The sequence below is a fragment of the Novosphingobium sp. Fuku2-ISO-50 genome (assembly GCF_001519055.1).
Lineage (GTDB): Bacteria > Pseudomonadota > Alphaproteobacteria > Sphingomonadales > Sphingomonadaceae > Novosphingobium.
In genome coordinates, this window is sequence record NZ_KQ954299.1 from 61,625 (window position 1) to 75,036 (window position 13,412).

13 protein-coding genes and 3 pseudogenes are annotated in these 13,412 nt (G+C 61.8%); 4 read left to right on the plus strand and 12 right to left on the minus strand.

Annotated features, from left to right (window positions below; genetic code table 11):
* Positions 1 to 3: 3 nt before the first annotated feature.
* The 9 genes and pseudogenes from AQZ50_RS16325 to arsC form a co-directional block, all read right to left on the minus strand.
* Positions 4 to 2,067: a protein-disulfide reductase DsbD family protein gene (locus tag AQZ50_RS16325; protein WP_067747836.1), complete on the minus strand. Its 2,064-nt coding sequence runs from the start codon at positions 2,065 to 2,067 to the stop codon at positions 4 to 6.
* A complete protein-coding gene (locus AQZ50_RS16330) occupies positions 2,052 to 2,906 on the minus strand; it encodes an FAD:protein FMN transferase (RefSeq protein WP_067747837.1) in 855 nt (284 codons plus the stop codon). The genes AQZ50_RS16325 and AQZ50_RS16330 overlap by 16 nt, the downstream gene beginning before the upstream one ends.
* Before the next feature lie 67 nt (positions 2,907 to 2,973).
* Entirely contained in the window at positions 2,974 to 4,392 is a 1,419-nt protein-coding gene (locus AQZ50_RS16335) for a DUF3570 domain-containing protein (RefSeq protein WP_067747839.1), read from the minus strand.
* Positions 4,383 to 4,598 (minus strand): DUF4266 domain-containing protein, encoded by a 216-nt coding sequence (locus AQZ50_RS16340; protein ID WP_067747840.1) that lies wholly within the window; start codon positions 4,596 to 4,598, stop codon positions 4,383 to 4,385. Before AQZ50_RS16340 ends, AQZ50_RS16335 begins: the two co-directional genes overlap by 10 nt.
* Before the next feature lie 30 nt (positions 4,599 to 4,628).
* Positions 4,629 to 5,150: a TlpA family protein disulfide reductase gene (locus AQZ50_RS16345; RefSeq protein WP_067747843.1), complete on the minus strand. Its 522-nt coding sequence runs from the start codon at positions 5,148 to 5,150 to the stop codon at positions 4,629 to 4,631.
* A 164-nt stretch (positions 5,151 to 5,314) separates the two neighbouring features.
* Positions 5,315 to 5,443 (minus strand): annotated as a pseudogene (locus AQZ50_RS21265) (hypothetical protein); the annotation flags it as partial.
* Between the two features lie 17 nt (positions 5,444 to 5,460).
* A complete protein-coding gene (arsH, locus tag AQZ50_RS16350) occupies positions 5,461 to 6,207 on the minus strand; it encodes an arsenical resistance protein ArsH (protein ID WP_067747845.1) in 747 nt (248 codons plus the stop codon).
* The gene (gene arsB / locus AQZ50_RS16355) at positions 6,207 to 7,280 is read right to left on the minus strand and encodes an ACR3 family arsenite efflux transporter (protein ID WP_067747846.1); all 1,074 of its coding nucleotides are present in this window, start codon (positions 7,278 to 7,280) and stop codon (positions 6,207 to 6,209) included. The genes arsH and arsB overlap by 1 nt, the downstream gene beginning before the upstream one ends.
* A gap of 12 nt (positions 7,281 to 7,292) precedes the next feature.
* A complete protein-coding gene (arsC, locus tag AQZ50_RS16360) occupies positions 7,293 to 7,724 on the minus strand; it encodes an arsenate reductase (glutaredoxin) (protein ID WP_067747848.1) in 432 nt (143 codons plus the stop codon).
* On the opposite strand from arsC, the pseudogene AQZ50_RS21270 reads away from it, so the two are divergent.
* Positions 7,724 to 7,783, plus strand: a pseudogene (locus tag AQZ50_RS21270) (pentapeptide repeat-containing protein); the annotation flags it as partial. The gene arsC and the pseudogene AQZ50_RS21270 sit on opposite strands and share 1 nt — an antisense overlap.
* Positions 7,784 to 7,852: 69 nt before the next feature.
* On the opposite strand, the pseudogene AQZ50_RS16365 reads toward AQZ50_RS21270, so the two are convergent.
* Positions 7,853 to 8,332 (minus strand): annotated as a pseudogene (locus AQZ50_RS16365) (arsenate reductase ArsC); the annotation flags it as partial.
* Between the two features lie 11 nt (positions 8,333 to 8,343).
* Complete coding sequence (locus AQZ50_RS16370) at positions 8,344 to 8,694, minus strand: ArsR/SmtB family transcription factor (RefSeq protein WP_067747850.1); 351 nt, start codon at positions 8,692 to 8,694, stop codon at positions 8,344 to 8,346.
* 169 nt (positions 8,695 to 8,863) lie between these two features.
* Here AQZ50_RS16370 and AQZ50_RS16375 point away from each other — a divergent pair, with 169 nt between their 5' ends.
* Positions 8,864 to 9,634, plus strand: a complete 771-nt coding sequence (locus tag AQZ50_RS16375; protein ID WP_231730355.1) for a DUF6118 family protein — start codon at positions 8,864 to 8,866, stop codon at positions 9,632 to 9,634.
* A 192-nt stretch (positions 9,635 to 9,826) separates the two neighbouring features.
* Here AQZ50_RS16375 and AQZ50_RS16380 read toward each other — a convergent pair whose 3' ends face one another.
* Positions 9,827 to 10,822, minus strand: a complete 996-nt coding sequence (locus tag AQZ50_RS16380; protein ID WP_067747853.1) for a toll/interleukin-1 receptor domain-containing protein — start codon at positions 10,820 to 10,822, stop codon at positions 9,827 to 9,829.
* A 663-nt stretch (positions 10,823 to 11,485) separates the two neighbouring features.
* On the opposite strand from AQZ50_RS16380, the gene AQZ50_RS16385 reads away from it, so the two are divergent.
* Positions 11,486 to 12,679: a helix-turn-helix domain-containing protein gene (locus AQZ50_RS16385; protein ID WP_067747855.1), complete on the plus strand. Its 1,194-nt coding sequence runs from the start codon at positions 11,486 to 11,488 to the stop codon at positions 12,677 to 12,679.
* An 82-nt stretch (positions 12,680 to 12,761) separates the two neighbouring features.
* A complete protein-coding gene (gene parA, locus AQZ50_RS16390) occupies positions 12,762 to 13,409 on the plus strand; it encodes a ParA family partition ATPase (RefSeq protein ID WP_067747856.1) in 648 nt (215 codons plus the stop codon).
* The last annotated feature ends 3 nt before the right edge of the window (positions 13,410 to 13,412 follow it).

Below are 13,412 nucleotides of genomic sequence, written 5' to 3' on the forward strand. Positions count from 1 at the left end.
TCCTTATCGCTCGACCAGCGCGCGCACCATGTCTGGGGTCAGCACTTGCGGCAGGATCTGCGCCGACCCATGCGCCGGATACCAGACATAGAGCGGCACTCCCGCGCGGCCATGCTCGGTCAACAGGCGCGTGACTTCGGGGTCGGAGCGGGTCCAGTCCGCCTCCATCATGACCGCGCCGCGCCGCCGAAAGGCGTCGCGCACGGTTTGGGCATTGAGGCTCGTCGCCTCATTTACTTTGCAGGTCAGGCACCATGCCGCCGTTGCAAAGACGAGCACGGGGCGGTTCCCGGCCCGCAAGTCGGACAGCCGCGATGTGCTGTAGGGCACGATTTCCGCACTCGCCCGTGCCGTGGCGGGCGCCAATGCCAAGGCTCCGACACCGAACACCGCCAGCGCCAAAGCGGCAAGCACGCCCGGCATGGCGGGCCAGGTGGGCAGCATTTTCCGCTGGCGCGCGCCGGTCAGCCACAGGGCCAACCCCAGGACGACGACCCCGCCAAGCGCGGCGGTCATCGCGCCGACACCCGATTGTTGCCCGATCAGCCACGCGAGGCCGAGCGCGGTGGCAAACATCGGCACTGACAGCACATGACGCAACACCGTCATCCATGCCCCCGGGCGCGGCATGCGCCGCCGTGCCGGTTCCCAAAAGCCGATCACGAGGAACGGCAAGGCCAGCCCGAGCCCCAGCCCGGCAAAGATCGCCAGTCCCGCGATCGCGGGCAGGATCAGCGCCGCACCCAGCGCGCCGGCCATGAACGGACCCGAGCACGGGGTCGCCACAAACGCGGCGAGCGCGCCGGTTGCCACGCCGCCGACAAATCCCTCGCTGCCGAGCGTGGCAAAGCCGAGCGCGGGCAATTCGAACAGTCCGGCAAGATTGAAGGCAATCGCCGCCACGAGCAGGAGCAGCACCGCGACCACGCCCGGATTCTGCAACTGGAACGCCCAACCCACCGCTTCCCCACCGGCACGCAAGGCCAGCACGGCGGCACCCAGCGCGACCATCGTGCCGACCGCGCCGACCAGATACCCGAGCGCTTCGGTTCGCGCCTCGCGCTTGCCCGCGCCGGACCGCACCAGCGCCATCGCCTTGAGGCTGAGAATCGGAAACACACAAGGCATCAGGTTGAGCAGCAGGCCGCCCAGAATCGCCGCCGCGAGCGGTGCCAGCACCGGCGCGATCAGTCGGGCCATTCGCGCGGCCATGTCGCCCGGCACAACCGAAAAGGGATCTCCCGGTGATGCCGAGACCAGCCAGGCATGCGCCACGCCGGTATCGGGCCGCCGTTCGACCAGCATGACCTGATTGAAGGAGTCCGCGCGCGCTGTGCCAAGCGGGGCGCTGATCAGCACTTCGCCGTCTTGCGCCCGGTCAAGCCGGACCGGGCCGATCACCCCGCCATCGGGCGCAACCGGATAGAGCTCCAGCCGGTTTTCAGGCGCGGGCACAGGCAGGGCAAGCCCCATGGTCAGCGTCTGGCCGGACAGTTTGTAGCGCGCCTGCGCGTCAGACGCCTGTGGCAAGGCGCCTTGCGCAGCCATGATCAGCGATCGGGCCGAGGGATCGATCGCACCATCGCCCGCCACCAGCTTTTGCGACAGTGTCACGGTGTCGGGGACACAGGATTCCTGCGAACACACCAGCAGATCGATTGTCCCGCCAAGCGGCAAGGCCGTGCCGAGCGGAACATTGGCCGCAATCGCAAGGTCGGCGACAAGCACCGTGCGCCCTTCGTGGACGTTCATCGCAATCCCGCCGATCACCATGCGTTTGGGCACGGGGTGGCGCGGCGCGGATATCGTGACGCCCTCGGGCAGAGTCCAGGCAAAGCGCGGCGCATACCCGCTGTCCCCCGGGTTCTGCCAATAGATGTGCCAGCCGCGCGGCGGTTCGATCGCGATCGCCAGCGGCATGCTTTGCCCGGGCGCGGGGCGCAAAGATTGCGCAATCAGCGCCGCCTTTACGTCGGGCGGGGCGATCTGCGCCATCGCGGGCGATGCGGCGAAAAGGCCGATCAGGGCCAGAGCCAGATTGCGAAAAGCGCTCAGCGGATGACCCATGCGGTCACTCCTTCCTGTTCCAGAAAAGCCTCGCAGCCGGGGCCTTGCAACATGGCCAAGGTCGACAGGACCCCGGCCTCGACGCAAGTCGGCGCGGCGACGGTAACCGCGCGCGGGGCGTCGGCAATCGACATCCCGGTGCGCGGGTCGAGAATGTGCGAATAGCGGCGCCCGGCGCGCTCGACATAGCGCCGGGCATCGCCACTGGTGGTGATCGCTCCGCCATCGATTTCGAGCCAGGCGGCGGCAGACGTGTCGTCGACGGCTTCGATCAGCACGCGCCACCGTCCGCCATCCGCGCGCGGCCCCGTCACGCACAAGTCACCGCCAAAATTGATCAGCACCGGCACATCGGTTTCGGCCCGGGCGCGGGCCACGCCCATGTCGACGGCGTATTCCTTGGCAATTCCGCCAAAGTCGAGCTCCATCCCCGGCCGCAGGATCAGAACGCCATCGTGCCACTGCACTTTGCCCCATCCGACGAGCGGCAGAATATCCGCCACCTGAGCAGGATCGGGCACACGGTCGGACCCGTCGAAAGTCCATGCCCGGCGCAGGATGCCCGACGTGATGTCGAACAATCCGTCGCTGATCGCATGACAATGTGCCGCATAATCCATCAGCAAGCGGGTTTCGGCATCAAGCGTCATGCCCATGCCCGCCAGCGCATTGATCTGCCCGACGACGCTTTCGGGCAGATAGCGGCTGAATTTGCTCTCGATCCGCCGTGCCTCGGCCTCGACCGCAGCACCGATGCGCGCGGCAAGCGCTGCATCGGTGCAATCGACCTGAACCTCGCATGGCGAACCCATTGCCTTGAAACGGGTTGTCAGCACCATGATCGCAAATCCTGTCGGGCGCGCGGCCGGAACTTTGGGGGAACCGGCCGCACACGCTCGCTCAAAGCTACATGCGCAGCCTCAGCCCCGTCATCACGCTTATCGCATGAACCCCGGAAAACAGGTCGAGCCCCGACAACTGGCCCGGCGCGTTTGCGACGGTATGCGCGCCGGTCTGGCGGTAGCTTTCCCCTTCGACATAGAATTCGCCGGTCTTGAACACCCGCACGCCGATCTTGCCGCCGATCGTGTTGGCGTTGAACCGGGAAAGGCGGCTGTCGGAACTGGCATAAGCGGGCAGGGCATTGCCGTTGACCAGATAATAGGTGAAAAAGTTCGCCGCTGTCTGATGGTAATAGCGGTAGAGCGGCTTGATATACAGCGATCCGCCCAACGGAATTTGTTCCGAAACTTCGGCGGTCAGCGAATTGATGCCCCAGGTGTCATGATAGTACCGCACCGACACATCGGCGACCGTCGGGCCGAGCGCGAGCTTGTTGCCCCAATAGACGCTTTCGCGCGTGCGACTGCGCGGGCGGCTTTCGAACAGGTAGTCGAGCGGAGCGCCGCTGACCGGATCGACCACCGAAACTATGCGATAGGGATCGGCCTGATACCCCTTGCTGCCGCTGAGGTTGAAATTGACTTGCGTGATCCAGAACCGGGCCAGCGTCTGCGAAACACCGGCCAGCACGCCATACGTCGCCTTGGTGTCGTTGCCGCCGCCGATCTGGCTGTTCAGCTCCTGGAACGGGGAGGGCGTCCCGTTGTAGGGGCGCGAGATGTCCTCTTCCAGATTGACCGACAGCGACAGCGTCGTGTTCTTCTGATTGAGATCGCGCGCAATGCCGAAATTGGCGGTAAAGCTGGTGTAATCGCGCTCCACCGAGGCGCCGAGCCCGACATTGAGGCGGGTATCGGGATTGGCCAGCCAGGAAAGGCCGCCGTTGCCGGCAAAGCGATGATCGTGGAACGAGGCCAGCGGCAGTGTTCTGGCCGGCACCGTATAGCTCGATTTCGCATAAGCGGTGCCGGGGATTGTGGTGACAGTCCCCCCGCCCGAGGCGCCGGTGCTGGTCACTTGCGTGCTGGTCGTCTTTTCGCGGACGATCGAATTGAACGTCTGGTCCGAGGTCGAGGGCGTCGCGCCGTTGGGGGTTGCCCCGGTCAATGTATCGAAAGTGAAATTGCCGCTGATGATGCTGCCGTTGGCCAGATAGTTCTGGACGTTGAACACCGGCTCCACCGCCTGCACCCGGCTGCCCGATTCCTTGTAGAACAGGATCGAGGAGTCATAGACATACGTGTTTGGGCCGGGTGCCGGCTCTTTCATCAGGTCGTGCACGACGACTTGCGGTTCGTCTTCCCCGCTATCCTGGGCGAGCGCCGCGCTGGCGCCGAGCAGATTGGCGCTGAGCATGGAAAGGCCTGCCGCAATGCGGCCAAGCTTGCGGACGGGGCCTGCGCCGGTTTCGATCAGTTGCATCCGCAGCCTCCGCCGCTGGCGTTGCGACCGCCGGTCGCGCCTTCCTTGCTGAAATAGATATGGTCGTGATAGCCGCTGAGATTGCCTTCGGAATCGAGAGCCATCGCATTGCGTGCGAGAATATCGCGCTGCCACGGCTTGACCCCGACATGGGCGCAACCGCCCAGCAAGGTCAGACCGAGCGCAAGAATCACCTTGCGGATCATCGTTTTCGCCTTTCTGTGATGTTTACGGGATCAGCCGTGTTCGCCGACCAGGGCGGAAACGTGCTGGCTGTATTCGCCGGTCTTGTTGTCGAAATAGCCATGGTGGACAAAGCGCTGCCGACCGTCGCGACCGATCACGACGGACGTCGGCATTGTCGAAACCTGAAAGCGTGTGGCGATGGCTCCTTTGGGGTCATAGACCACCGGCAAGCCCGTACCGACCGCCTGCAGGAAATTGGCCGCCGCTTTGCGGTCACGGTCGAGATTGACCGTCACGATCACCAGATCCTTGCTGTCGTAACTCGCGCGCAGTTGGTTGAGATAGGCAAAGGACAGACGGCACGGGGCGCACCACGATGCCCAGAAATCGACATAGACCACTTTGCCGCGATACTTTGACAGGTCGAGCGTGCCATCCGGCTCGAGCGCCATCGCGCTGGTCGGCACGGCGACTGATGCGCCAACGCCGATGGACAGCGCCAGAACCGCCGCCGCAAAGGGACGCAGAACCCGGGCAAGGTGAAGGGAAGACGGAATAAAAGATGGTCGCATGGATTCCTCGCATTGGCGGTCCCACCTGAAGGACGCCGCCACACGCAGAGGGCCGCAGTCGGCCAATCAAATTTTTCGTTTGGGCAAGCGCCACCCGGATTGCGGGGGCAACCGGTTTGCCGATACCGATCTGCTTGTCCCCAAGGAAGATGGCGGTGATCGACCAGGGCTTCGATCGTACCGTTCATCAATTCGATCGCGAGCACGGGGCCAATGGACCGGGTGACAATGGCCCGCCAGACTGGCGCGGGGTGCAAGATGCACAGCGCACCGATGGTGCACCTGGTGCAGAAAAGATGCCGTCGTTCGTTTAGCTATTTGCCAGGCGCGTCCGTTCAACCGGCGTTGCGACCGGCTCGTCGCGGTCCTTGCGTTCGGAATAGCGGTCGACCAGTTGGTCGGCATGGGGGCGCAGCAGGATGGTGAAGCGCACCAGTTCTTCCATGACATCAACGATCCGATCGTAATAGCTCGACGGCTTCATCCGCCCTGCCTCGTCGAATTCCTCATAGGCCTTGGCGACGCTCGACTGGTTGGGGATGGTAAACATCCGCATCCACCGCCCCAGCAGGCGCAAGCTGTTGACGCTGTTGAAGGATTGCGACCCGGCGCTGACTTGCATCACCGCCAGAGTGCGGCCCTGTGTGGGGCGCAGGCCTTTCATGGCCAGCGGCAGATGATCGATCTGGGTTTTCATGATGCCGGTGATCTGGCCATGGCGTTCCGGGCTGCACCAGACCTGGCCTTCCGACCAGAGCGAATGCTCGCGCAGTTCCGCCACGGCGGGATGGTCGTCCCCTGCCACCTGATCGGGGAGCGGCAGATCGGCCGGATCGAAAATCCGGGTTTCGCAACCGAAAAACTGCAACAGGCGCGCACATTCCTCGACGACCAGCCGGGAATAGGACCGATCGCGCAGCGAACCATAGAGCAGCAGAATGCGCGGCGGCGGCTGATCACTGCCCAAACCCTCGGCGGGGCGGCGATGCGCATATTCTGTGCGCAGGGCGGGAAGGACGTCCGGGTCGGACAGGGGGCGCAGGCGTTCAAAGGTCATCAGCGCGCTCCTGCCGGAAAGGTATCGGAAAACCAGCGCCGCCCGAACCAGAAGGCGACGTTCACCAGCAGGATCAGCACCGGCACTTCGACCAAAGGCCCGATGACGGCGGCAAAGGCGACCGGCGAGGCGAGGCCGAAGGCGGCAATGGCCACCGCGATCGCCAGTTCGAAATTGTTGCCTGCGGCGGTGAAGGCCACTGCCGTCGTGCGAGGATAGTCAGCCGAGATCAGCTTGCCCATGAAGAAGCTGATCGTGAACTGGACGACGAAATAGATCGCCAGCGGAATGGCGATCCGCAGCGCGTCCATCGGCAAGCGGACAACATCGCCGCCCTTCAGGCTGAACATCGCCAGAATCGTGAACAGCAGCGCGACCAGCGTGATCGGCCCGATCTTTGGCAGGAAACGACCCTCATACCACGCGTTGCCCTTGGCCCTGACCAGCACCCGGCGGGTGATGAATCCGGCGGCAAAGGGAATGCCCAGATAGATCACCACCGCTTGGGCGATTGTCCAGAAGCTGACGTTGATCACGCTGCCCTGCAGGCCGAGCAGCGGTGGCAGAAAGGCGAGGAAGAACCAGGCATAGACGCTGAAGAACAGGATCTGGAACACGGAGTTGAACGCCACCAGCGCCGCGACATACTGATTGTCACCCTTGGCAAGCTGGTTCCACACCAGCACCATGGCGATGCAACGGGCAAGGCCGATAAGGATCAGCCCGGTCATATATTGCGGCGTATCGCGCAGGAATATCACCGCCAGCGCAAACATCAGCACTGGCCCGATGATCCAGTTCTGGATCAGCGAGATCGTGAGCACCTTTTTGTCGGCGAAAACCTTGGGCAAGTCCTCATAGCGCACGCGGGCCAGCGGCGGGTACATCATCAGGATCAGGCCGATGGCAATGGGCACATTGGTGGTGCCGACCGACAGGCTGTTCAACGCTGCCGGCAGCCCCTTGAACACTGTGCCAAGCAGCACACCGCCCGCCATGGCCAGAAAAATCCATAGCGTCAGGTAGCGATCGAGGAAGGAAAGCCGCGCGGGGCGGGCAGTCTGCTGGGTCATGGGTCCAGGGCCTTATTGGGCGATGCGGTTGCCGGCGGCGTCGATCACCTGTTCGCCATCTTCCTTGGCGAAGGCGGTCTGTTGCGCGGCAGGGATCAGATCGAGCACGGCTTCCGAGGGGCGGCACAGCTTGACGCCGAGCGGCGAGATCACCAGCGGCCGATTGATCAGGATGGGATGCGCCATCATCGCGTCGATCACCTGGGCGTCGGTCAATTCGGGGTTGCCAAGGCCAAGCTCGGCAAAAGGTGTGCCCTTTTCGCGCAGCAGAGCGCGAGGGGTCATGCCCGCCCGCGCGATCAGGCTTTCCAGCAAGGCGCGCGCGGGCGGGGTCTTGAGATATTCCACCACATGGGGCTCAATCCCGGCGTTGCGGATCATCGCCAGCGCATTGCGCGAGGTGCCGCATTCGGGGTTGTGATAGATGATGATGTCTGTGGTCATTGTGCAGTTTCTCCGGGTGCAGTTTCTCCGGGTGCAGTTTCTCCGGGTGCAGTTTCTCCGGGCCCAGTTTCTCCGGGCCCAGCTTCTCCGGGCCCAGCTTCTCCGGGTTGGGTCGCGCCTTCGATGTGGCCGATGTCCTGAAGCTTGCGTGCCATTGCCAGCTTGTCGAGGCTGGCCAGCGGCAGTTCCATGAACAGTTCGATCCGGCGGCGCAGATAACGGACCGCCTCGATGAAGGCTTGGCGTTGGCCCTCACCTTCAACCGCGGCAGGGTCCTTGATGCCCCAATGGGCCGTCATCGGATGGCCGATCCACACGGGGCAGGTCTCGCGCGCCGCATTGTCGCAGACGGTGAAGATGAAGTCGAACACGGGCGCGGTTGCGCCCGTGAATTCGTTCCAGCTCTTCGAACGCAGTCCCTCGGTCGAGAAGCCCAGCCCTGCGAGGGTCTCAAGTGCCACGGGATGCACATCGCCCTTGGGGTGGCTCCCCGCGCTATAGGCTTTGAAGCGGCCGGCACCGTAGTGGTTCATCAGCACCTCGCCGATGATCGAGCGCGCGGAATTGCCCGTACACAGGAACAGCACATTATAGATCTTGTCGGTCATGGGGGGACTCCTCAGGCGTTGGCATCGCAATGGAGCTGCGCAAGCAGGTCGGAGCACATTTCCGGCGCGCCATTGCAGCAATCCTGCATCAGGAAAGCCAGCAGGCGGCGCATGGCGACATAATCCGTGCGGTAATGGATGAGGCGGCTTTCCCGCTCCGACTGCACGAGGCCGGCCCGTTCGAGCGTCGCCAGATGATGCGACATGGTGGAAGGCGGCACGCCTGCTTTTTCAGCAATAGCCCCGGCTATCAGGCCGTCCGGCCCAGCCTGAACCAACATACGAAACACCGACAGCCGTGTTTCGTGGGCAAGAGCGCCCAGCGCATCCACCGCCCAGACCTGCGGGCTCACATCATTCATGCCACACCAACCTTTCGACTCATCTAAAAATATCGACCGATGTTCGCATGTCAATCGATGTTTCCAGTTTTGTCGAATTGAGCGGGGTCAACACGTCACCGCCGATATCGGCCCAAACGCGGCAAGCTCTGCTCGATCCCGGATATGCCCGGGCTCGATGCGATCGAAATTGCCCCTGAAGCGGCGGCGGCAATCTTTCGGGAGCGTATCGACGCCTCATTGCGCAGGGTCCAATGCGGCGGCGGAAGCCTTCGCGGGCCTCGCCGCAAGCGTGGCCGGGATAGAAACCCGCATGGAGCGGCGCATGGACATGCTGACCCGCGCCGTCGAGCATGTCGCCATCGAGAAGCAGAGCATCGAGATCCCCGACTATACGCCGACATTGGCCAAGATGAACGGCGTGCTGGCCGACATGACCAAGCGCATGAAGGCGGTCGAGGAGGCTCCGGCGTTGCAGATGACACCGGAGAATCTGGGAGGACGGATGCAGACGGCAGCGGCTCAGGCGCGGCGGGACGATCAGGCAACGATTCTTCAAGCCAAGCAAGCGCATTCCGATGCAGCCCATGCCTTGTGGGAGTTGCATGGAAGGGTTCTGACCATCCAGGAGCAGCGTCGTCGATTGATGGCGGTCGCGGGCGGCTGTGTGTTTGCCGGATGCCTGTTATGGTCCTTTCTACCCGGCGTTGTGGTCCGTGCTCTACCGACCGATTGGCATCTGCCTGAGCGCCTCGCTGCGCGCACCGTTGGCGCGGGGAGCGTGTGGGATGCGGGCAGTCAGATGATGCAGGCTGACAACCCCAGGGGTTGGCAGGCGATTGTCGATGCCGCCGAGATGCGGCGGCAGAACCGCGACACCATCAATGCATGCGAACAGGCCGCCGCGAAGGCCAAGGAGGCGGTGCGTTGCACGATCAGGATCGAGAAGCCGCAGTCTTGATCGGAGAGAACGTTCTACGGAGGCCCGCGAAGCTGACCGTCCGCTTCGGCGCTATGGGAAAGCGCGCTCCCGGACAGCTTCGCTCCGGCGTGCATTTCGGCATATGATTGCAATTGGATCTGTCATCGACGGCGCGCCCGACGGAGAGGTACGCCGTCGGGCGCGTTCTGGGGCCTTCCGATCCAAATTCAGTCAATTGCTATCAGTGGAGCTTTCCGGACTCATTTCCCCAACTTTTGCGCGGAAATCCATCCGGGACGAGACTGCGCGGTCGATGAACATGGGCAGTTCCATCATCAGCATATGGCCAGCCTTGCTTCGTCCCATCAACCGCTCACCAAATCGTCCTCGCGAGGTTTGCTCAGCCAATCGTATGAGACGATGGGCAATTTCCCTTGCCTCCTTTGGGCTGGCGCTTTTTAGCTCTCGATAAGATTCAATCAGCACCTCCGCCAGCCAAGGCATCGTATCCCTCACTAAACCAGCCAAAATCAGCAGGGAAAAATCACCATCGCGTGATTCGATCGTTCCATGCATGAGTTCGTCAATCATGCGAGGATCAAGATCGCGATACAGTCGACTTGGATATTTGAGGTCGCGATCTACAAAATCTGGATCAAGATCACGCATGCGCGACCCTAAACCTCTGACTTGTGACACCAATTCTTCGAGAATTTCACCCTGTGGCCGCATATGCTTACCAGCAGGAGCCTTTCCAGGTATATCATCAATTTTCTGTTGCAATTGAGACCACAATGCTGGGACAAGTTGATTAATTGTAGCTTCGGATGCCTTGGCCTCTGATACCGCGTTAATAGCTTTAATGACGTCCATGATGCCTTGCTGATCTACTTTAAGCGCCTGAAACTGAGACAAAGGACCGCTAAGATCACTCAATTCCAGACCAAAAAGTAAAGGGACTACCTTGGCATCGAGCATGGATTTTGAGAGCGCACCCGCCTCAAATAAAATCCACTCCGAACTGATATTTTCAGGCGTAATACACAGTATTCCGAAGTTAGAAGACTCTAGCTCCCCGGAGATGGCCTGCGCCCAACGTTCCCCCGCTGATATATCTTTTTCAGAAACCCACGGTTTTGCATATTGAAGAATGAGAGGAATCCATTCCTTGAGCGCGACCGCAAGCGCCTTGCTTCGTTCTCCGCTCCAACTGATAAAAACCTTCATATTCCCCCCCCGATTCACCGCGATGACGGTGAAAGGATTATTGGGAGACAGAAAGGTATATCGCAAGCCGCAAAGGGCTGCGCAGACTGGACGCAACTAACATCCAGTTCGACCGACATGGGAGGCTGCTCAAGCGCAAGCACGAAATGCAGCCATTCGTCTGGAATAGAATACCGACCTATCGCCAAGCGAGAGCGCCGAATGTCCCACCGTATCCCGAATCATGCCACCTGATCTTAGGAAAGATGTGGGAACATTCGTGGTGCTACCGGGGTAAATCCAAGTATTTATTCAATAAAATCAACCCTATGAAAGGGTTGACTGGTAGCGGAGGAGGGACTCGAACCCCCGACACGCGGATTATGATTTCTGATGTCAGACTGAAATCATTACATTTTTCTGTAAACCGCTACCCTAACCCCGCTTTTGCTATCAATCACTTACCCTTGGCCTGTAAACCGAATTTTCGGTCAATACTTGCCATTTCTTGGGCTTCACTCTGGTCGCCGATCAGCCGCTTTGCGTCAAGATTTTTCCTCCGCTCGCTGGTCGAGCCAGAACTTGTTCGCCGCATCCTTATGCGCGGCCGTGGTGGCGGCTACCCCCTTATTCAGCCCCCTTCCCTGAAGCAGTCATACGGCAAAATTGGCAAAGGAGGCTCCCATGAGCACTACCCTTGCCCATAGGGGGCTTCCCGCGGGCATGAGCAGGTTCGACCTGCTGCGCCTGTTCGAGCAGGTGGCGCGGCCCGGCTTTGGCCTGTCGTCCACGGCGGTGGCGCTAGTCCGGCACTATGTCCTCAAAACCATGGACGGCGATTATCTGTCTGGCCGGATCTGCGCTGTCTGGACCCAAGCCTACCGCTTTGCTGAGGCCTTGGGGCTAACGCCGCGCTCAATCAATTCAGCCGAGCGCGAGCTTGAGCAGGCTGGCTTTATTATCCGCAACGCCGGGATCAATGGCGAGCGCGCTGGCGACCGGCAGGACGGGATCGTGGTCTGGGCAGCGGGCATCAACCTGGCCCCGCTGGTCGAGCGTTTTGCCGAGATGAAGGCCAAGCTCGAAGCGCTGGAACTGCAAGCCCGCGCGATCCAGCAATGCCGCGCAGAGATCCGCCAGTTGGGCCAACGCATCCGCGACGCTGGTGACGATGATCTGCGCGAGCGGGCGGAGACCATCCTGCCTGATGGCCGCACGGCGCGGATCAACAGCATCGATCGCCTGATCGCCATCCGCGAGGCCTTGTCCGCCATGCTCGCCGCCATCGAATCTGGGCCAGAACACGAGCCCCGTGCACTGAAAACTTCCGACGCGCCGGAAGAAAACTGCTCACCCAATATACAGGACAAAAACTCATCACGAAGGCGTACCGCGCGACCCAGCGATCCACTGGAGCGCATCAGGCCCGAGACCGCGCTGCTTGTGGCCACCGAGAGCTATCGCGGCATCGTCGAGGCGCTGGGCGGGCCGACCTGGCCCAACCTCGTCGAAGCGTCGTGGCGCAGTTGTGGGCGGCTTGGGATTGCCCAGAGCACTTGGGGCCGGGCTTGCCAGCAATTCGGGCGGGAACGAGCGGCGCTCAGCGTGTTGCTGATCGACCGGAATGCCGAATTGCCGCCGGGCCATCGCTATCGGGTAGGCTCACCGGCGCGCTGTCTGGCGGGGATGGTGCGGCGGGCAGGCTCGGCAGGGGTAAATCTAACAGGACTGTTTCGAGCCACTGAGCGCAATGCCCAAGAGGCCCGGCCACAAGCCCCAGCGCCTGAGCAGTTGATCGAGCCGCAAGCTGGGCCTCTGGCCCATCTCACCGCGAGGCTTATGGCCAGCATGGAGCGGCGCATCGTACCAGATGGTTGAAGCTGTCCAGCATCTCACGCGTCCAAAGGTCCACATTCTCACAAGCTCACATCACCACATGTGAACGGGCAAGGAAATCACCATGACTATTATAGCCATCGTCAGTCAGAAGGGCGGCTCGGGTAAGACCACCCTGTCGGTCAATCTAGCCGCCGCTGCCGAAGCTAAGGGTGACATCGCGCTCATCATCGACACCGATCCGCAGGCTACTGCCAGCCAATGGGGCGCTTGGCGCGCGGACAAGGCGCCGGAAGTGATCGACAGCGCACCGCCGCGCATTCAGTCCAAAGTTGATGCGGCCAAGGTCCAAGGCGCGACCTTCATCGTGATCGACACGCCGCCCCATGCCGACAGTGCAGCCAGCAGGGCGGTTGAGGTAGCCGATTTAGTTCTGATCCCCTGCCGGCCCAGTGCCTTCGATCTCGCAGCGATCAAGACCACGGTCAGCCTCGTTCGCCTGTTCGACAAGCCTGCCTATGTCGTATTCACCGCTGGCCCAACACATGCGCCACGCATGTACGAGGAGGCGGTTGAACTGGTGCAGGGCTTCGGGATCGATCCTTGCCCGAACATCCTGCCCGACCGTGCCGTCTATCGCCATGCCAGTGCTGCGGGTGCCTCGGTCATCGAGTTTGATCCCGAGGGAAAGGCCACGACCGAAATCACCGCACTTCACAAGTGGACCATCTCACAGGTGAACATGTCCACAACCACACTTGAGGGAGTTTGAGCA